Genomic DNA, 19,251 nt, shown 5'->3' with positions numbered 1-19,251 from the left:
GCGGCGTAGCGCTCGATCCACGTCTTGACGCACTTGCGGGAGATGCCCATCGCCGCGGCGATGTGAGCTTGGGCCCAGCCGGCTTGATGGCGTTGGACGATCAGGAGCCGGCCATGGACGGTGGTGCGGGCATTAGCGTGGGCCACGAGGACCTCCGGGTGGATGTGGGCCTTAGACAAGCCACACCCCACCCGGAGGTCCTCCCTCGTTCAAGCCGCCACGCTGCTACCAACGTCATGGCCGGGTACATCTAGATGCCCTCCTCAGGAACGTCTTCGACGGTGATGAGCTCGAGCAGATTCCTCAGGGTCCGACGTTCCGCCGTCGACAGACGGGCCAGCAACTCGTCCTGCGCTGCGACGAAGTCGGGATCCAGACGCTCGAGGAGCGCTGACCCTTCCGACGTGTTCTCGAGCAGGTTCCGTCGCGCGTCGCCGGGATCGGCGCGTCGGGTGACAAAGCCGAGCTGCTCCAACCGTGTCGAATGACCGGACAGGTCCTTCCGGTCGATCCGCAGGCGCCGTCCCACCTCGGCTTGGCTGAGCGGGCCGGCCGCCTGGAGCACAGCCAAGATCGGATAGGCAGCCTTGGGTACCCCGTTCTGAGCGGTGCGCTCCGCGACGATCCGAGCCGCGCGAGCCGCGGCTTCCACGAGCAGCCAGCTCGGGAGCGAACTCAGGCGCTCCGGGATCTCCCGCTCAGTCATGCCCTCACGGTAGGCGAGGGCGTGCAGCGCGTGTATCGTTGGAATTCCAACGTTGGGGTTCCAACGTCAAGCTCCGGCAGCAAGGACGACCTCCCATGCCTTCGACACCCGCCGACATCATCGCTCGCATCTTCGCCGCCATCGACGACCACCGCTTCGACGACCTCCGCCACCTGTACGCGGCCGACGTCGAGGCGACGACGGTCATGGGTATCACCGCCGGCGTTGACTCCGTCGTCGAGCAGGTGCGCGTCATCCACGAACCAGTCCCTGCGACCCAGCACCTGATCTCCGGTGTCGTCGCCGACGTCGAGGGGGACCAGGCAGAGGTCCGCGGCAACGTGACCGCCATCTTCTGCGACGAGATGCACACGCCGGCGTTCGAGGGCTCGAACATCTGGCGCGGGTGGCTCACTCGCCAGGGCGGGACGTGGCTCGTCACCTCCTTCTCGATCGACCTGGTCTGGACGCGTGGGACGTTCCCCCAGGCAGGAAGCGCCTCGACGCAGGCCTGAAACCCCCGGACGCTCACCCCGCCGAGGCGGGGAAGCCGGCGGTCTGCGGCGACCGACCCGCCCGCGTCAGCTGTGCTGCTCAGAGACGTCCGTCCCGTGGCCGCGCGAGAGCGGGGAACCGGAGGGGAGGTCGGTTCTGGAGGCAGCTGTCGGAGAGACCACCGGCGATGCCGATGGCGCCGACGTCGTCAGCGAGGAGATCTGCGAGGACGACGCTGTTGCACCGATCGCCACGCCTGGGGGTCACAGGTGCCAGGGCTCGCCCGGAGGAGTCCCGACCGGGTGCGTCACCGGGCGTGCCAGCCCCCTCGAGCAGCGACCTCGACCTGTACCGGCGCCAGTGAGCACCTCCACAGGCTGATCACTGCAGCCGCGTCAGCATCTACCCGTCATGCCGCTGGTCGAGGTTCAGTCGGTGTCGACCGTGAACCCCGTGAACGTCTGCGGGACGTCGTCCACGCTGCGGGCGACCCACAGGTCGTACCGGGTTCCCGGGGCGAGGTCGTCGATGGTCGTGCTGTCCACGGTGAAACGGGTCGACGACCACGGCACCTCCCGCGCACCCGCCGGGGGCGCGGGGGCGACCGGCGCGTAGCTCCCCTCCCCCGTCCCCGGCCGGGACGGCGCGATGAACAACCGGTAGCGGTACTCGGCCCGCTGGGCCAGGGACACCGTGATGCTCGTGGCGGTGCTGCTGACCGCCTCCAGCCGCACCGGCGGGGCCACGGCCTTCTGCCGCAGTTCGGTGACGACCTCATCGGGCACGGCCGCGGTCCCGCCGAGGACGACGGCAGAGGACAGGTGGTCCTCGTTCGCGAGGACGTACTGCGACAGAGCGGGTCCGAGCCGCCCGGGTTCGCTCAGCAGGACCGGTGAGGCGGAACGCGCCAAGAGGATCGCGCCGGGCAGCGCATCGACGAGGTTGACCCCGTTGGCGATGCCGATCCGTCCGCTCGCGGTCGTCCGGTCCGCGACGGCCACGGCGGTGGCGTAGCGGTCGGGGCCGTACCAGCGCTCGACCGTCGCCTGTCCGAGAGCAAGGCGGTCCACGTCCTGCAGCACGGACTCGGCCACCGCCCCAGGGCTACCGACCACCGTGACGGCCGGCGTCGAGGGGTGCGTGGCGAGGACGTCGCGCAGGGCCTGCTCGCTGGCGTCCGGCAGGTGGTCACGTCCGGTGAGCAGCAGCGGGTACCCGTGCAGGGCCGCGACCGGCGCGACGGCCAGGGCGTCGGCCGGCGCATCGCCGCGCACCAGCAGGACCCGCCACCCGGAGTCCTCGTGCGGACGCTCAGCCGCCGTCCGCGCCAGCGTCGCGGCGGTCTCGAAGCGGTCGCGCCCGCTGATGCGCCGGACGATGAACCCGCTGCCGCGCAGACCGTCCACAACCGCCTCCGAGACGACCGCGGGCCCGCCGACGACCGTGAGGTCACGGACGCCGAGGTCGTGCAGCGCGGCGAGCACGTCGGCGGGGACGGCGTCACGCCGGGTGTAGAGGACGGGGGTCGTCGTGCCGGCGACCGCCGAGGCCGCCAACGCGTCCACCGGGTTCTCCCCGTTGACGATCATCGCCGCGGACACCCCGTCCGGGAACGCCGTGCGCGCGAGCGAGGCCGACGTCTGGAACCGGTCGGCGGTCGCCGTCAGGCGCTGGACGAGGAAGGGCGACTCGGCCGCCGCCGGCTCCGCCGCACCGCACACCAGACCCGCGGTCAGCACCCCCAGCGACAGCAGGGCGGCTCCGGCTCTGGACCGGGCAGGACGCGTGGCACTCACTCGGGCTCCTCGGGCGACGGTGCGACGTCCCTCGCCCACCGGATGACCCATCGGTCACTCCAGCCCCGTCGTTACCCGGTCCGGCTCTTCGAGGCTGACCTCCTTCTCGACGGGGAACTCATCAGGCGCTCGCGACGGCAGCCAGGTGCACGCGGAGGGCCCGCGCCTCCTGGTTCGCCGGGTCCACCACCTCGATCGCGTCGGCCACCTCGGCGGCGACCATCGTCAGGGACGGCAGGGACCGGCGCCCGCGGTCCAGGGCTGTGTACGCCTGGGTCAGCGCGGCGTCCACCGCACCCGCGCGGGCGGCCACCACCGCGCGCGTCAGCTCCGCCTCCGCCACCCGCATCGGGGAGACCACCAGCCCGGCCGCGGTCGTGCCGGCCCGCACCACGTTCCCCGCCATCGCCAGGGCTTCCGCGTCCCTGCCCAGCACCCGCCAGCAGTCCATGGCGTGGAAGTCGCTCTTGGCGCTCTCGATCTGGAAGTGGTGGTGCGGGTTCCCCGGTTCGGGGAGCCGGTCCAGCACGGTGCGCCCGTTCTCCAGCGCGAGCTCGGTGCGGTGGGGGTCACCCACCCGCGCCCAGGCCTTCGCCTCCTGGGCGTGCAGCTGCGCCGCGACCGGCTCGTTCCCGGAGGTCTCCAGCCCGCGGCGCACCGCCTCGACAACCGCGGCGTGGTCTCCGCGCGTGAGGGCCATCCAGGCGGCGATCTCCGCGCCCCACCCCCGCAGGGCGGCCGAACCGACCTCCTCGCCCAGCGTCGACGCGGTCCGCCTCTGGGTCTCCGCGCTCCGCTGATCGCCCTGGTCGTGGCGGAGGCAGGAGATCAGCAGCGTGAGCCACCCGGAGATCTCCCAGACCTCGTTCTGCTGGCGCAGGCTGAGCCGCGGCAGGGCGAGCAGACGCGACCGCAGCAGCCCAGCTCGCGCCTCCACCTGGCCACCGGGCTGGTGGCCGTAGGACGTGCAGAGCTGGTCGCAGGCACGCCGCGCGAGTTCCAGGGTCCGGGCGTCCGCTGACGTCGACCCCAGCCGCTCCCCCAGCTCGACCGCCTCGTCGGCGCTCAGGAGCGGAGCGGCCGGATCACTCGACTCCAGCGTCAGCTCCTCCCCGGCGGCCTCGGCCCGGCCATCCTCGCGGTCCGGCCGCGTCGCCGCACGGGCACGAGGCCGACGTCCGGCCGTCCCGAGGTTCGGGGCCTGAGCCTCAGAGGTGACCGGTGTCGTTGAACGCCACCACCACCGGGGGCCGGCCCGACTCCCACTCCAGGACGGTGAGCCCGCAGTTCGCCGAGTCGAGACCGATCCAGCGCCACTCCGGCGCCTGGAGCACCTGGGCGACGAACCAGCCGATGACGAAGCCGTGGGTCACCACCAGTTCGCACCGATCGACCCCACCCGTGACGCCGAGGTTCTCGACAGCGCCGCGGAGGGCTGCGGCGTCCTCGTCCCGCTCCTCGTCAGGAACTCCGTCCAGCCACGACAGCCACCGCTCGGGGTACTCGCCTCGTCGCCCGGCGGAGGGCACCGGCGTGCGGTCGGTGACCAGGTCGCACGGGTGACGCGCGACCGTCGGCAGGTGGTGCGCGAGGACGTCGGTGGTCTGGACCGCCCGGGCCAGCGGGCTGCGGTGGATCCGCGAGTAGTCCACCCCCGTCAGCCGCCGGCCGAGCCGGTCCGCCTGCTCGCGCCCGAGCGGTGAGAGACCGCCGCCGGCACCGGGTTCGTCCCGGGCCTGCTCCCCGTGCCGGACGAGGTGCAGCACCGTTCGCGCCATGCGCGCGACGCTACCGAGGGGCCGGGCCGGCCGTCGCCCGGCCCGTGCTCTCCCGGACCACGAGCCGGTGCGGCACGACGACGCGCTGGGCCACCGCGCTGCCGCGGCCCGCCAGGCGGTCGGCGAGGCACTGCAGGGCGCGGGCGGCGATCTGCTGCTTGTCGGGGGCGACCGTGGTCAGCGACGGCGTGGCGTACCGGCCGTCCTCGATGTCGTCGAAACCCGCGAGCGCCAGGTCCTCGGGGACGCGCACGCCCCGCTCCCGGGCCGCGCGCAGGGCGCCGAGGGCCAGCTGGTCGCTGAAGCAGAACACGGCGTCCGGGGGGTGCGGTGCGTCCAGCAGCTCCCGCACCGCGCGGGCCCCCTCGGCCCGGTGCAGCGTGCTGACGGCGACCTCGAGCGCGGGGTCGGGAGTCCGCCCGGCGTCGGCCAGCGCCTGGCGGTGGCCGAGCAGGCGCTGGGCCGCGGTGGCGTTCGCGAGGTGCGGCTGGACCCCGACGGCCGCGATCCGGGTGCGCCCGGTGGCGAGGAGGTGGGTGGTGACGACGTGGGCGGCGGCGACGTTGTCCACGCTGACGTGGTCGGCGACGCCGTGCGGGTCGCGCTCGCCCAGCACGACCAGGGGGTGCTCCCCCGCGTAGCGGGTGAGGTCCTCGGGCGGCAGGGCCCACGGGCTGAGCACCAGGCCGTCGAGCACCCGGCGGCCGCTGCCCTCCAGCAGCCGGCGCTCCCCCTCGGCGGTGCCCCCGGACTGGTCGATGAGCAGGGTCCACGACCGCTCGAGCGCCGCGTCGACGAAGAGCCCCGCGAGCTCGGCGAAGTAGGGCGAGCTGAGCTCGGGGACGACCAGGCCGACGAGTCCGGTGCGGCCCCCGCGCAGCTGGCGCGCGGCGAAGTTCGGGCGGTACTGCAGCTCGTCGAGGACCTGCTGGACGCGCTCGCGGGTGGCGGCGGCGACGGGCGCCGACCCGCTCACGACGTTGGAGACCGTCCGCACGGAGACCCCGGCCTTGGCCGCCACCTCGCGCAGGCTCGCCGCCATGCCGTCCGCACCCCCGTCCCGCGCCCGTCCCGGTGGTGTCCACCGCTGTTGCCGTGATCGTACGAGACGCGCCGGAGATGTGACTTGCCACGTTGCATGCCACGTCGCAGACTGGGTGCCCCGGAACACCCCACGAGGAGGCGGTCACCGATGACCAGCACGACCGGCACCAACCCCCAGACCAGCACCGACGAGCTCGTCGCCGCGATCCACACCGACGGCATCGTGGCCCGCAAGGGCGCGTTCAGCACCGAGTGGGCCGACCGGCTCCGCGAGGACATCGAGGCCGCCTTCGAGGAGGCGCACGCGCGCCCCGACGGCGCGGTCGGGCGCGGCCCGAACCGCTACTACGTCGAGATCCACCCCGAGCAGCTGCGCGGCTTCGTCGACCTCGTCGACCACCCGTGGGTCCGCCAGGTGTGCGAGGGCGTCCTCGGCGCGGACTACGAGATCGTCGAGCTCGGGTTCGACATCCCCTTCGCCGGCGCCGTGAACCAGCCCTGGCACCGCGACTTCCCGGCCCCCGAGGAGACCCGCCGCGACGGCCGCCTGACCTCGCTGGCGTTCAACCTCACGGCCGTGGACACCGAGGAGGACATGGGTCCCTTCGAGATCGCACCCGGCACGCAGTTCGACGACGGCACCGGGTTCACGCACGAGATGTTCCCCGACAAGGCCGTCTACGGCCGGTTCGAGGAGCGCGCCGTGCGCAAGTTCCCGCGCCGCGGCGACATCTCCGCCCGCTCCGCGCTGACCATCCACCGCGGGACGAAGAACTTCTCCGAGAAGGCGCGTCCCGTGCTCGTCCTCGGCGTCGACGCCCCCGGTGCCGGCAACGCCGAGCACCACGACATGGCGGTGACGAAGGGGTACTGGGAGCAGCTGCCCGAGCGGGTCAAGGCCCACCTGCGCTGCCCGGTCGTCGACGAGCTGACCCCCATCACGCAGAAGCACACCATCGAGGGTCTGGTCATGGGCGAAGCATGAGCACCCGCGGTGCCGAGGCGGGCCGAGGCCCCGCCACCGCGGGGCGCCAGCCCCCGCTCGTCTACGCGGTCGCCGCGATCTCCGCCCTCGGCGGCCTGCTGTTCGGCTACGACACCGGCATCATCTCCAGCGCGCTGCTGTTCCTCAGCCGCGACTTCGGGCTCTCCTCGCGGGAGCAGGAGGTCGTCGTCAGCGCGATCCTCGTCGGCGCCATGGTCGGCGCCCTCGGGGGCGGCGCGCTCTCCAACCGGTTCGGGCGCCGCCGGATCGTCATGGCCGTGGCGGTCGTGTTCGCGGTGGGGGCCGTCGCCGCCGCGCTGGCCCCGGGCACCGCGTCGCTGGTCGCGGCGCGGTTCGTCCTCGGCCTCTCGGTCGGCGGGGCGTCCGCGATGGTCCCCGTCTACATCGCCGAGATGGCGCCGCCCCGCATCCGCGGCCGCCTCATGGTGCTGTTCCAGCTCATGGTCGCGATCGGCCAGCTCATCGCCTACGTCTGCGGGTACCTGCTCGCGGGCAGCGGCGGCTGGCGGTGGATGTTCGCGCTCGCCGTGGTCCCGGCCGCGGTCCTGCTCGTCGGGATGACGCGGCTGCCCGAGAGCCCCCGCTGGCTCGTCGAGGCCGGGCGGGCCGAGCAGGCCCGCGCGGTCCTGGCCCGGCTGCGCCGCCCCGAGGACGACGTCGACGGGGAGATCGCGGAGATCCACGCGGTCCAGGACCGGCTGCCGTCGAACCCGTGGCGGGAACTGCGGAAGGGCTGGTTGCGCCCGGCCCTCGTGGCCGCGCTGGGCATCGCGATGTTCTCCCAGCTGACCGGCATCAACGCGGTCGTCTACTACGCCCCGACCGTCCTGACCGACGCGGGGTTCGTCGACTCCGTCGCCCTCCTGACGGGCATCGGGATCGGCGTGATGCTCGTCGCCGCCGGCATCGCGGGAACCCTGCTGGTGGACCGGATCGGCCGCCGCCGGATCCTGCTGCTGCTCATGCCCGGATCGGCGCTGGCGATGGGCGTGCTGGCCCTCTCCTTCCTGCCGCAGCAGGTCTCGGTGACCCAGCAGTGGGTCATCGTGGCCGCCCTCTTCGCCTACATCGGCCTCAACGGCGTCAGCATGCAGTCGGTCGTCTGGCTGCTGGGGCCGGAGATCCTCCCCCTGGCCGTGCGCGGCCCTGCGACGAGCCTCGCGGCCCTCACGCTCTGGGGCTTCGACCTCCTCATCGCGATCACCGCGCTGACGATGGTGAACAGCTTCGGCCGGACCGCCACGTTCGGCGTCTACGCACTGATGAACGTGCTCTGCGTGGTGTTCGTGGCCCGGTACGTGCCGGAACCCAAGGGCCGCAGCCTCGAGCAGATCGAGCAGGCGCTGCGGCGCCCGGGCCGGTTCGCGCGCGAGCTGGAGGACCTGGGCCGCCGCCAGTCCGTCCGCTGAACCCGCCCCTCCGTGATCATGCAGGTATCACCTGCATGATCACGGAGGGGTTGGTCGGGCGTCAGGCGGGGGTCGTGGCCGCGATGGTCGCCGAGCCCAGGACCCGCGTCCCGTCGTAGAGCGCCACGGTCTGGCCCGGCGCGACGCCCGTGAGCGGGGTGCGCAGCTCCACGCGCAGCTCGTCGCCGACGAGTTCCGCGACGGCGGGGACGGGCTCGCCGTGCGCCCGCACCTGCGCGTGCACCTCGACCACCCCGCGGGGTTCCGGCGCCGACCACACCGGGTCGAGCGCGGTGAGGGCCGCGACCGCGAGGCGTTCCACCGGGCCCACGGTCACCGTGCGCTGCACGGGGGAGATCGAGAGCACGTAGCGCGGCCGGCCGTCGGCCGCGGGGCGGTCGAGCCCGAGGCCCTTGCGCTGCCCGACCGTGAACCCGTACGTGCCGCCGTGGCGGCCGAGGACCGTGCCGTCGACGTCGACGACCTCGCCCGGGTCCTCGCCGAGCTTGTCGCGCAGGAAACCCCGGGTGTCGCCGTCGGGGATGAAGCAGATGTCGTGGCTGTCAGGCTTGGCCGCGACGGGCAGGCCGCGGCGCTCCGCCTCGGCGCGCACGGCCGCCTTGGTAGGGGCGTCGCCGAGCGGGAACATCGCGTGCTCCACCTGGCCGGCGTCCAGCACCGCGAGGACGTAGGACTGGTCCTTCAGCGGGTCCGCCGCGCGGTGCAGCTGCGCCCGGCCGTCGTCGCCCCGCTCCACGCGCGCGTAGTGACCCGTGGCGACGGCGTCGAAGCCGAGGGCGATGCCCTTGTCCAGCAGCGCCGCGAACTTCACGTGCTCGTTGCAGCGCACGCAGGGGTTCGGCGTCCGGCCGGCGGCGTACTCCGCGACGAAGTCGTCGACGACGTCCTCGACGAAGGACTCGGACAGGTCCCACACGTAGAACGGGATGCCCAGCAGGTCCGCGGCCCGGCGCGCGTCGAGGGAGTCCTCGATCGTGCAGCAGCCGCGGGAACCGGTGCGCAGCGCCGACGGGTTCCGGTTCAGCGCCATGTGCACGCCGACGACGTCGTGGCCGGCGTCCACCGCGCGCGCCGCGGCCACGGCCGAGTCCACCCCGCCGCTCATGGCGGCCAGCACGCGCATCAGGAGGCCTTCCGGCGTCGCGGGCTGCGCGTGGAGGCCGCGGCCCGCTGGGCGCGCTCGACCGCGGGCCCGACGGCGGCCAGCGCGGCGTCGACGTCGGCGCGCGTGGAGTTCCAGCCGAGGGAGAACCGCAGCGCTCCCCCGGCGTCCTCGTCGGAGAGGCCCATCGCGAGCAGCACGTGGCTCGCCTGCGGCACACCCGCCTGGCAGGCGGACCCCGTCGAGCACTCCACGCCGGCCGCGTCCAGCAGGTACAGCAGGGAGTCGCCCGCGCAGTCGGGGACGGTGACGTGCAGGTTGCCGGGCAGCCGGTCGCTCGGGTGCCCGCGCAGCTCCAGGCCCGGGACCTGCTCGCGCAGCCCCGCCAGCAGGGCGGCGCGCAGGGTCAGCAGCCGCTCGGTCTCCTCGGCCAGCCCGGCGACGGCAGCCGTCAGCGCCGCGGCCGTGGCGCGGGCCGCGGGGGCGGCGAGGGTGCCCGAGCGCGCGCCCAGCTCCTGCCCCCCGCCGTGCGCCAGCGGGACCAGCGGGGTCCCCCGCCGCAGGAGCAGGGCCCCGGCGCCGACGGGGCCGCCGAACTTGTGCGCGGACAGGGACAGGGCGTCCGCACCGCTGGCCGCGAGGTCGACGGGCACGTGACCCACGGCCTGCACGGCGTCGGTGTGCAGCGGCACCCCGGCCGCGTGGGCCAGCTCGGCCGCCTCCGCGACGGGCTGGACGGTGCCGACCTCGTTGTTGGCCCACATGAGCGAGACCAGGGCCACCTCGTCGGGGGCGTCCGCGAGCTCGGCGCGCAGCGCGTCGAGGTCCGTGCGCCCGGTCGCGTCGACGGGCACCCAGCGCACGTCGGCGCCCTCGTGCGCCACGAGCCACTCGACGGGGTCCAGCACGGCGTGGTGCTCGGAGGCGCTGAGCAGGATGCGGGTGCGCCGCGGGTCCTGCGCCCGCCGCGCCCAGTACAGGCCCTTGACCGCGAGGTTGTCCGCCTCGGTGCCGCCGGAGGTCCACACGACCTCCGCGGGCCGCGCGCCCAGGGCGGTGGCCACGGCCTCGCGCGACTCCTCCACGGCGCGGCGGGCCCGGCGGCCGCTGGAGTGCAGGGAGGAGGGGTTGCCCACGGAGGCCATCTCCGCCACGAGGGCCGCTGCGGCCTCGGGGCGCAAGGGGGTCGTCGAGGCGTGGTCGAGGTACGCCGTCACAGCCGCCAGTGTAGGAGCGCCCGCACCGGGCCGCCTCGGCCGCGGTCGGGTGGGTCGGGGCCCGCGGTCCGATCGACGGGGGCTGATCGACTCGGGCAGACTGCGCCGCGTGCCAGCCCCGACGACGGACCGCGACGACTCGCCCGCTGCCGCCCCACGCCGCGTGCGCCCCCACCCGCTGGGGGTGACGCCGCGCGGCGACGGGGCCGACGTCGCCGTCTTCGCCGCCCACGCCGACGCGGTCGAGGTGTGCGTGCTGGCCGCGGACGGCACCGAGGTCCGCACCGGGCTGCCGGACGTCGAGCACGGCGTGTGGACCGGCCACGTCCCCGGCCTGCGGCCGGGCAGCTCCTACGGCTTCCGCGTCGCCGGCCGCTGGGACCCCGAGCGGGGGCTGCGGCACAACCCCGCGAAGCTCCTGCTGGACCCCTACGCGCGCGGGATCACCGGCGAGGTCGCCCTGCGCCCGGAGATCTTCGGCCACGTCGTGGACGAGGACCTCCAGGGCGACCTGGCCGTGGCCGACCGGCGCGACAGCGCCCCGCACGTGCCGCGCTCCGTCCTGCTCGACGCCCTGCCGGAGGACCTGCGGCCGACGGCGGGCGAACGTCCCCGCGTCCCGTGGGCGGACACCGTCGTCTACGAGGCGCACGTCAAGGGCCTCACCCGGCTGCTGCCGTCCGTGCCCGAGGAGCTGCGCGGCACCTACGCGGGCCTCGCCACCCCCGCGGTGCTCGAGCACCTCACAGGGCTCGGGGTCACGACGCTGGAACTGCTGCCCGTGCACGCCAGCACGTCCGAGCTCGCGCTGCGCCGGCGGGGCCTCGTGAACTACTGGGGGTACAACACCCTCGCGTTCAACGCCCCGCACGCGGCGTACGCGACGGCGGCCGCCCGCGCGGCCGGCCCCGCCGCGGTCCGCGAGGAGTTCCGCCGGGCCGTGCGCGACCTGCACGCGGCGGGCATCGAGGTGCTGCTCGACGTGGTCTACAACCACACGGCCGAGGAGGGCCCCGACGGCCCGCACCTGTCGCTGCGCGGCCTCGACGACGCGTCCTACTACCTGCGCGACGCGGGTGGGCGCCCCTTCGACGTCACGGGCTGCGGGAACTCGCTGAACTTCTCCGAGCGCCGGGTGCTGCAGTTCACGCTGGACTCGCTGCGCTACTGGGTCGAGGACCTCGGCGTCGACGGGTTCCGCTTCGACCTCATGCCGACCCTGGCCCGCGGGCCGGGCGGGTTCAGCCCCGACCACGCGTTCCTGTCCGCGCTCGGGACGGACCCGGTGCTCGCGGACACCAAGCTCGTCGCCGAACCCTGGGACATCGGGCCCTTCGGCTGGCGGACGGGCCAGTTCCCGCAGCCCCTGCACGAGTGGAACGACCGCTTCCGCGACGGCGTGCGGCGGTTCTGGCTCACCGACGCGCGGGAGATCGCCGCGGGCCACCAGCCCCCCGTCGCCGGCGGCCGCGGCCTGCAGGAGTTCGCGACCCGCTTCGCCGGCTCCGCCGACACGTTCGAGCCGCGGCGCGGCCGGCTGACGAGCGTCAACTTCGTCACCGCCCACGACGGGTTCACCCTCGCCGACCTGGTCGCCTACGACCGCAAGCACAACGAGGCCAACGGCGAGGGCAACCGCGACGGCAGCGACGGCGACACGAGCTACAACCACGGCCCCGAGGGGGAGACCGACGACGCGGCGGTCCTCGACCGCCGCCGGGCGGCCGTCCGCAACCTGCTGGCCACGCTCGTGCTGTCCTCGGGCGTGCCGATGCTCACGGCCGGGGACGAGTTCGGCCGCTCGCAGGGCGGCAACAACAACGCCTACTGCCAGGACACCCCCGTGTCCTGGATCGACTGGGACCTGCAGGACTGGCAGCGCGCGCTGCTGGCGGACACCCGCGAGCTGCTGGCCCTGCGCCGCCGCTACCGGGTGCTGCGCGAGGCCGGTGTCGTGCCCGGCAAGCCGCCCCGCGAACCGCGCCAGGACCTCCTGTGGTTCGCCGAGGACGGCGCGGCGATGAGCGTGGAGCGCTGGCACGAGCCGAACCGCCGCGTCCTGCAGGTGCTCGTGGACGGCCGGGAGCGCGACGAGCCGTCGGTCCTCGTCGTCGTGGTCGCCGGCCCGGCGGACACCGACGTCGTCCTGCCCACCCTCGACGGCCTCCCGGCGTGGCTGCCCCGGTGGAGCTCGGTCCCGGGGGACCGCCCGGACTCCGCGGCCGGGGGGACGACCCTGCCCTCGCCAGCGTGGTCGGTCAGCGTGCTGGCCACCGCGTGAGCACCGGCCGCCCGCGGGCCGCCTGAGGCGTGGACGTCGTCCTCCTGCCCGGGCTCGGCTGCGACACCGGGCAGTTCCGGCACCAGGAGCGGGCCCTCGCCGCGGAGCACCGGGTCCTGGCCCTCGACCTGCCCGGTCACGGGGACGCGGCACCGCTGCCGGGGACCGCGACCCTCGACGCCGTGGTGGGCGAGGTCGCCGGGCGCCTCGACGCGCGCGGGCTGCGCGGGGCCGCGCTGGTGGGGCACAGCACCGGCGGGGTCGTGGCCCTGCTGCTGGCGGTGGCCCGGCCGGACCTCGTGGCCCGCCTCGCGCTCCTGGACGCCAACGTGCCCGTCACCCCGCAGGCGCTGGCCGCCAAGCGGTCCCGGGTCGCGGCCGTCGACGGTCCGGGCTGGCACGGCGTCCTCGTGGAGGCCATGACGAGCGCCTGGGGGCCGCGGGAACCCGCGCAGCGCGACGCGGTCGTGGCGGGCATCGCCGCCACGCCCGAGGCCGCCGTGCGCCGCCTGTGGCGCGACGTCCTCGCCCTGGACCCGCGGCCGGCGCTCGAGGCCGTCGCCGTCCCGGCCCTGCACGTCCGCAGCTCCCGGGACGTGGACGCCGAGGCGCTGTGGCGGGCCAACCCGCGGTTCACGTCGGTGGACCTGCGGGCGCTGCGGGCCGGGCACTGGCCGCACCTCGTCGAACCCGGGGCGGTCACGGCCGTGCTGCGCAGCTTCCTCGCCGGCCCCGGCGACTGAGACGCCGGCCAGGGCCGGGGCGCTAGCGCTTCCCCGCGTTCGGCCCCCACTTCGCGAGCACGATCGTCTCGACGATGCTGACGAGCGTGTAGAGCACGATCGACGTGAACGTGACGACGACGACGATCGTCCAGAGCTTCGAGTACTGCACCTGCGAGTTCGCCCGGATGATCTCCACGCCGAGGCCGCTCGCGCTGAACAGCCACTCGTAGAGCATGGCGCCGATCACGGCCCCGGGGACGCTGATGCGCACGGCCGCGAACACGTTGGGCAGCGCGGTGGGGATGGCGACCTTGCGCAGCGCCGTCCACCGCGTGCCGCCGTTGACGCGCACGAGGTCCATCGACTGCGGCGACGCCGAGCGCAGCCCGAGCGCCAGGTTGACCAGGACGGGGAAGAACACCACGACCCCGCCGATGGCCGCGTTGCCCGCGATCCCCCGGCCGAACGTGAGGCCGATGAGCGGCGCCATCGCGACGAGCGGGACCGAGCGCAGCAGCATCGCCAGCGGCATGAACGCGAACTCCAGCTGCCGGAACATCGTGAACAGCGACGCGACGACGACGGCCGCGACGATGCCCGCGATGAACCCGACCGCGGAGTCCTTCAGCGTGATGCTCAGGGCGTCGGTGATGAACGTCCGGTTCTCCGGCGCCGAGCCGATCGTGAACAGCCAGTCGTAGACGTCCAGCGGCCGCTTGCCGACGAAGGCGTCGATGTCCAGCAGGGCGAGCAGCGCGTACCAGGCGGCGACCAGGACGACGCCCGACAGCACCAGCGTGAGGAGGGAACGCCCGATCCGGCCGGCGACCGCGCCCGCGATGGAGGCGTTCGAGACCCGCTCGTGGACCTCGGCCGGAGCCGCGGCCGCGGAGCTCGGGCGGGGGGTGGTCGTGCTCGTGGTCGTCGACGTGGTGGCCATCAGCGCGCTCCGCTCTCGCCCGTGGCCGACCAGGGCGCCACGAGGCGGGCGAGCAGGCCGACCAGGAGGTACCCGACGCCGGCGATCGCCCCGGACAGCAGGGCGAGCGCCCACAGCTGGGCGTACTGCAGGTTGGTCTGGGCCGCGGTGATGATGATGCCCAGCCCGGAGTCCACGCCGCCGAAGTACTCCCCCAGGACGGCGCCGAGGAACGCGGCGGGCGCGGCGAGCTTGAGCGCGGCGAAGACGTTGGGCAGCCCCGCGACCAGGCGCACCTTGACGAGCTGCGTCCAGCGCGAGCCGCCGTAGGCGCTGACGACGTCCAGCGCCGTCCGGTCGGCGGCGCGCAGCCCGAGCAGGCACCCGACCACCGTGGTGAACACGACGCTCAGGGCGGCCAGGAAGATCGACGTCGTCCGGGCGCCCGGCTCGGAGACGATGAGGACGATCGGCCCGATGGCGGTCAGCGGGATGCAGTAGGAGATGACCGCGACCTGGGTCGCGACCCCCTCGAAGGCCGGCAGGAGCAGCACGACGCAGGACAGGGCCAGCGCGGCGAGGTTGCCCCACAGGTAGCCCTGCGCGGCCGACCATGTGGTCACCGACGCGTTGCGCCAGTACTGCTGGAACCCCGTGTCGGCGAACTGCTCCACGACCCCCCAGGGCGTCGGGACGATGCCGCTGGTGCGGTAGAGGGTGACGGACACCAGGGTCCAGAGCACCAGGACCACGAGGACCCCGACGAGGCCGCCGAGCCACGGCGGGGCGTCCGGGCGCACGCGCGGTGCCGCCGCCCCCGGGGGCGGGGTCGCCGCGACCTGCTGCTGCAGCGCGTCGGTGGCCATCAGCCGTCCGCCCCGACGACGCCGGCCCCGGAGTCCGCTCCCCCGCCGAAGAGGACCTCGGAGAGGCGGTCGTGGTAGGCGTGGAACTCCGGCGTCCGCATCATGTCCGGCGTCCGCGGGCGCGGGAGGTCGATCTCGACCACCTCGACCACCCGGCCGGGCCGCGGGCTCATGACGGCCACGACGTCCGAGAGGAACACGGCCTCGGAGATGCCGTGGGTGACCATGAGGGTGGTCGCGGGCTTCTCGGTCCAGATGCGCAGCAGCTCGACGTTCAGCCGCTGCCGCGTCATGTCGTCCAGCGCACCGAAGGGCTCGTCGAGCAGCATGACGGTGGGCTGCACGACGAGCGCCCGGGCGATGGACACGCGCTGGCGCATGCCCCCCGACAGCTGGGCGGGCTTGGCCTTCTCGAACCCGCGCAGGCCGACCAGGTCGATCAGGTCGTCGACGAGGCCCTTCTCCGGCTTCACCCCGGCCACCTCCAGGGGCAGCCGGATGTTGGCCGCGACCGTGCGCCAGGGCAGCAGCGCCGAGTCCTGGAAGGCGATCCCCAGCTCGTGCTGGCGCTGCAGCTCCCGCGTGGTCAGCCCGTTGACGAGGGCCTGCCCGCTCGTCGGCGTCTCCAGCCCCGCGAGGATCCGCAGGATCGTCGACTTGCCGCAGCCGGAGGGGCCGAGCAGCGACAGGAACGCGTTCTTGCGGGTCCCCAGGTGCGTCTCGTCCAGCGCGAGCACGCTCTTGCGGCCGAGCGTGAACCGCTTGCTGAGGCCCTGCAGGTTGAAGCCCGACGCCGCCTCCGGGTGCCGCGAGGGGTCCGTGGTCGCCGAGAGCACCGCGGTCGCGGCGGCGGTGGTGGCGGTTGCCGGGGAGGTGTCCTGGGACACGGGCGGGCCCTTCTCGTCGGGTGGGGGTGCGGGCGGCCGGTCGGCCGGTGGTGGGGTCAGCCGGTGATGAGGTCGGGGTTCTCCTCGTAGACCTCCGCCAGGAGCGTGAGGTCGAACAGCTCCTCCGCGGTGATCTTCACGCCGACGACCTCGAGCGCCTGGATGTTCTCGGCGATCAGCGCGTCGGTCATGGTGAACAGCCCGTTGGCCTTGGTGTCGTCGGAGACGATCAGCGTGTTCTGCGCCGCGGCCTCCTTGGTCTGCTCCTCGACGTCGAGGTCCTGGTCCTTGCCGTAGCGCGCGTCGGTGACGGCGAGCGTCGCGGCGGCCGCCGGGTCGGCCACGGCGTCGGTCCAGCCCTTGATCTCGGCCTTGAGGAAGGCCTTCAGCATGTCCCGCTCCTCGTCGATCGTGGACTGCAGCACCGTGAACGTCTCCGCGACGAAGGGCAGGCCGTTGTCGGCGAAGCTCAGGACGACCGGCGTCGCGCCCGGGCCGGCGAGCAGGATCGGCTCGTTGGTGATGTAGGCCATGAACGCGTCGACGTCACCGCTGGCCACGACCGACGGGTCGTACTGCACGGGGACGACGGTGAAGCTCGACTCGTCGATGTCGTTGGCCGTGCAGAAGCCCTTGAAGATGACCTCGTTGCCGCCGGTCTGGACGCCGATGCGCTTGCCCGCGAGGTCCGCCGGGGTCGCGACCGGGACCTTCTCCTGCAGCGAGACGAGGCAGAACGGGTTCTTCTGGAACGTGGTGCCGATGATCTTCAGCTCGGCGCCCTCGTTGACGATGGCCGGGGCCGTCAGGGTCGGCGACGACAGGCCGACCTGGGCCTTGCCGGAGACGACGAGCGCCTCGGCGGACGTGCCCGCGGCACCACCCGCGAGGAGGTTGACCTTCGAGAAGCCCGCCTCGGTGTAGTAGCCCTTGGAGTCCGCCATGAACTCGCCGGCGAACTCGATGTTCTTGATCCAGGACAGCTGCACGGAGATCTCGCCGAAGCCGCCGCCGGAGGACTCCCCCGACCCCGTGGAGGAGCTCGCGTCGTCGTCGCCGCAGGCGGCCAGGGTGCCGAGCCCGGCCAGGCCGAGGGCTCCGGCGCCGGCGGTGCGCAGGAAGGTGCGGCGGTCGTGGCGGTTCATCGGCTGCTCCGGTGGGACGGGCCCCGCCCGGCGGGGGCCGGTGCGGTGGCGGGTGGGGGGCGGTCGCGGGGCCGGCTCCGTGGCGAGCGGGAGCGCCCGCGTGGCTGGTGCGGTGGGGCGGGAAGCGTCTGCGGTCGCCACTGAACCACCCGTGCGCAGCGCGGGCGTTCCGGGCGCGTGAACGGCGTGTTACACGGGCTCCTGCCGTGTTGCGGGTCGGAAAACTCCGCCGGCCCGTCACCCGGGCGGGCGCTGCGCTCGCGGGCCGTCACCACGGGGTCACCGGTGCGCCCGGCCGGGGTTCCCGCCGGGTGAGAACGGGCGGTGTTACGTGGACGCAACGTGGGTGTGGTGTCCTCGTGGTCCCCGGTGAACCACTCGGTTCACCCGCAGCAGGACGGCGGCCCCGCGGCCGCAGGAGAGGGAGACCCGTGCGCAGGATGCACCTGGGCGTGTTCGAGGTCGCCGGCCCGCAGGTCGGCGGCACGCTGAGCTGGTCGCACCCGACGAGCGACTCGCTGCACTACCGCGACCCCGACCACTGGGTGGCGGTCGCGCAGCTGCTCGAGGCCGCGGGTTTCGACTTCCTGTTCTTCGCCGACGGCTACGGCTACCCCTCCCGCGACGGCGACCTCCCCGCGGCGGCCGCGCGCGACGGCCTGAACTTCTCGGGCATCGACCCCATGCTCCTCATCCCGGTGCTGGCGCGGGAGACGTCCCGGATCGGTTTCGTCGTCACCTCCTCGACGGGGATCGACCACCCCGTCGCGATGGCCCGGCGCTTCGCCACCCTCGACCACCTCACGGGCGGGCGGATCGGCTGGAACGTCGTGACCGGCGCGTCGCAGGACACGATCGCCCAGCTGTTCGGGCACACCGCGATGGTCGCGCACGACACGCGCTACGAGATGGCCGAGGAGTTCCTCGACCTCTGCCTGCAGCTGTGGGAGGGCTGCTGGGAGGACGGCGCGCTGCGCGAGGACAAGGCCGCCGGCGTCTACGCCGACCCGGACCGGCTGCACCGCATCGAGCACGCGGGCGCGCACTACTCCACGTCGGGCTACTTCACCGTGCCGCCCTCGCCGCAGCGCACCCCGGTGCTCTTCCAGGCCGGGAGCTCCGCGCGCGGGCGGGAGTTCGCCGCGGGCAACGCCGAGTGCATCTTCGTGCAGGGCACGTCGCTGCCCCACACGGCCGCGAACGTGACCGACCTGCGCGCCCGCGCGGGCGCCGCGGGCCGCGACCCGGAGTCGATCGTCGTCCTGGTGGGCGCCACCGTCACGGTCGGAACGACCCACGAGGAGGCGCTGGCCAAGCGCGCCGAGTTCGAGGCCATGCAGACCGACGAGGTCGCCGCGATCATCTACGCCGGCAACACCGGCATCGACCTGCTGGCGCTGGACCCCGACCGCCCGCTCAGCCAGATCACCGACGACGCCGGGGCCGACCCGCGCGTGGGGCAGATGGGCCAGAGCAACATCGACCGGTTCCGCCGGCCCGACGGCACCACCCCGCTGGTGCGGGAGGTCCTCGCCGAGCTGCGCGGGCGCGGCACCCGGGGGTTCACGGTCGTCGGCGACGCGGTCGAGGTCGCCGACCAGCTCGAGGAGATCATGGACGCCACGGGTGTCGACGGGTTCCTGCTCGAGGCGATCTTCTCCCCCGCCGACCACCACGCGTTCTGCGAGCTCGTCGTCCCGGAGCTGCAGCGCCGTGGGCGGCTGCTGCGCGAGGAGGACCGGTCCGCGGGTTCCGGCTCCCTGCGCGAGCGCCTCGGCGACGGCACGTCGGCGCACCTGTCCCCCGACCACCCGGGGGCGCGCCACGTGCCCCTGGCCCGCGTGTGAGCGGTTC

18 protein-coding genes are annotated in these 19,251 nt (G+C 74.1%); 6 read left to right on the top strand and 12 right to left on the bottom strand.

Going from position 1 to position 19,251, the window contains the following annotated elements:
* On the bottom strand, positions 1-146 hold a 146-nt coding region (locus tag F1544_RS18805; RefSeq protein ID WP_167587659.1), incomplete at its 3' end, for a helix-turn-helix domain-containing protein.
* A gap of 104 nt (positions 147-250) precedes the next feature.
* The gene (locus F1544_RS18800; RefSeq protein ID WP_167587657.1) at positions 251-706 is read right to left on the bottom strand and encodes a MarR family winged helix-turn-helix transcriptional regulator; all 456 of its coding nucleotides are present in this window, start codon (positions 704-706) and stop codon (positions 251-253) included.
* Between the two features lie 95 nt (positions 707-801).
* On the opposite strand from F1544_RS18800, the gene F1544_RS18795 reads away from it, so the two are divergent.
* The gene (locus F1544_RS18795) at positions 802-1,221 is read left to right on the top strand and encodes a nuclear transport factor 2 family protein (protein WP_167587655.1); all 420 of its coding nucleotides are present in this window, start codon (positions 802-804) and stop codon (positions 1,219-1,221) included.
* A 408-nt stretch (positions 1,222-1,629) separates the two neighbouring features.
* On the opposite strand, the gene F1544_RS18790 is transcribed toward F1544_RS18795, so the two are convergent.
* The 4 genes from F1544_RS18790 to F1544_RS18775 all read right to left on the bottom strand — a co-directional run bounded on the left by F1544_RS18790 (position 1,630) and on the right by F1544_RS18775 (position 5,817).
* Complete coding sequence (locus tag F1544_RS18790; RefSeq protein WP_167587654.1) at positions 1,630-2,997, bottom strand: cell wall-binding repeat-containing protein; 1,368 nt, start codon at positions 2,995-2,997, stop codon at positions 1,630-1,632.
* A gap of 121 nt (positions 2,998-3,118) precedes the next feature.
* The gene (locus F1544_RS18785) at positions 3,119-3,934 is read right to left on the bottom strand and encodes a hypothetical protein (RefSeq protein WP_167587653.1); all 816 of its coding nucleotides are present in this window, start codon (positions 3,932-3,934) and stop codon (positions 3,119-3,121) included.
* A gap of 271 nt (positions 3,935-4,205) precedes the next feature.
* Positions 4,206-4,775: a histidine phosphatase family protein gene (locus F1544_RS18780; RefSeq protein WP_167587652.1), complete on the bottom strand. Its 570-nt coding sequence runs from the start codon at positions 4,773-4,775 to the stop codon at positions 4,206-4,208.
* 10 nt (positions 4,776-4,785) lie between these two features.
* Positions 4,786-5,817 (bottom strand): LacI family DNA-binding transcriptional regulator, encoded by a 1,032-nt coding sequence (locus tag F1544_RS18775; protein WP_167587651.1) that lies wholly within the window; start codon positions 5,815-5,817, stop codon positions 4,786-4,788.
* A 150-nt stretch (positions 5,818-5,967) separates the two neighbouring features.
* On the opposite strand from F1544_RS18775, the gene F1544_RS18770 reads away from it, so the two are divergent.
* Positions 5,968-6,804 carry a phytanoyl-CoA dioxygenase family protein gene (locus tag F1544_RS18770; RefSeq protein ID WP_167587650.1) on the top strand — a complete coding sequence of 279 codons (837 nt, stop codon included), beginning with the start codon at positions 5,968-5,970 and terminating at the stop codon, positions 6,802-6,804.
* Entirely contained in the window at positions 6,801-8,234 is a 1,434-nt protein-coding gene (locus F1544_RS18765; protein ID WP_167587649.1) for a sugar porter family MFS transporter, read from the top strand. Before F1544_RS18770 ends, F1544_RS18765 begins: the two co-directional genes overlap by 4 nt.
* Positions 8,235-8,295: 61 nt before the next feature.
* Here the strand turns inward: F1544_RS18765 and mnmA are convergent, their stop codons facing one another.
* Both mnmA and F1544_RS18755 read right to left on the bottom strand, forming a co-directional pair.
* Positions 8,296-9,378, bottom strand: coding sequence for a tRNA 2-thiouridine(34) synthase MnmA (gene mnmA, locus F1544_RS18760; protein ID WP_167587648.1), 1,083 nt, complete (start codon positions 9,376-9,378; stop codon positions 8,296-8,298).
* The gene (locus tag F1544_RS18755; protein WP_167587647.1) at positions 9,378-10,574 is read right to left on the bottom strand and encodes a cysteine desulfurase family protein; all 1,197 of its coding nucleotides are present in this window, start codon (positions 10,572-10,574) and stop codon (positions 9,378-9,380) included. Before F1544_RS18755 ends, mnmA begins: the two co-directional genes overlap by 1 nt.
* 109 nt (positions 10,575-10,683) lie before the next feature.
* Here F1544_RS18755 and glgX point away from each other — a divergent pair, with 109 nt between their 5' ends.
* Together glgX and F1544_RS18745 are read left to right on the top strand one after the other, a co-directional pair.
* A complete protein-coding gene (gene glgX, locus F1544_RS18750; RefSeq protein WP_167587646.1) occupies positions 10,684-12,855 on the top strand; it encodes a glycogen debranching protein GlgX in 2,172 nt (723 codons plus the stop codon).
* Between the two features lie 29 nt (positions 12,856-12,884).
* Positions 12,885-13,598: an alpha/beta fold hydrolase gene (locus F1544_RS18745; RefSeq protein ID WP_167587645.1), complete on the top strand. Its 714-nt coding sequence runs from the start codon at positions 12,885-12,887 to the stop codon at positions 13,596-13,598.
* 22 nt (positions 13,599-13,620) lie between these two features.
* On the opposite strand, the gene F1544_RS18740 is transcribed toward F1544_RS18745, so the two are convergent.
* From F1544_RS18740 to F1544_RS18725, 4 genes are all read right to left on the bottom strand, one after another.
* Complete coding sequence (locus F1544_RS18740) at positions 13,621-14,520, bottom strand: ABC transporter permease (RefSeq protein ID WP_167587644.1); 900 nt, start codon at positions 14,518-14,520, stop codon at positions 13,621-13,623.
* Positions 14,520-15,365 (bottom strand): ABC transporter permease, encoded by an 846-nt coding sequence (locus tag F1544_RS18735; protein ID WP_167587643.1) that lies wholly within the window; start codon positions 15,363-15,365, stop codon positions 14,520-14,522. Before F1544_RS18735 ends, F1544_RS18740 begins: the two co-directional genes overlap by 1 nt.
* On the bottom strand, positions 15,365-16,144 hold the full coding sequence (locus tag F1544_RS18730) for an ABC transporter ATP-binding protein (RefSeq protein ID WP_373368098.1): 780 nt from the start codon (positions 16,142-16,144) through the stop codon (positions 15,365-15,367). Before F1544_RS18730 ends, F1544_RS18735 begins: the two co-directional genes overlap by 1 nt.
* A 164-nt stretch (positions 16,145-16,308) precedes the next feature.
* Positions 16,309-17,397 (bottom strand): ABC transporter substrate-binding protein, encoded by a 1,089-nt coding sequence (locus F1544_RS18725; RefSeq protein WP_167587642.1) that lies wholly within the window; start codon positions 17,395-17,397, stop codon positions 16,309-16,311.
* A gap of 440 nt (positions 17,398-17,837) precedes the next feature.
* Here F1544_RS18725 and F1544_RS18720 point away from each other — a divergent pair, with 440 nt between their 5' ends.
* Positions 17,838-19,244 carry an NtaA/DmoA family FMN-dependent monooxygenase gene (locus tag F1544_RS18720; RefSeq protein ID WP_244309144.1) on the top strand — a complete coding sequence of 469 codons (1,407 nt, stop codon included), beginning with the start codon at positions 17,838-17,840 and terminating at the stop codon, positions 19,242-19,244.
* Positions 19,245-19,251: the final 7 nt, after the last annotated feature.

The organism is Kineococcus rubinsiae (genome assembly GCF_011839805.1).
GTDB lineage: Bacteria > Actinomycetota > Actinomycetes > Actinomycetales > Kineococcaceae > Kineococcus > Kineococcus rubinsiae.
This window is presented reverse-complemented; position numbering and strand designations above follow the sequence as displayed.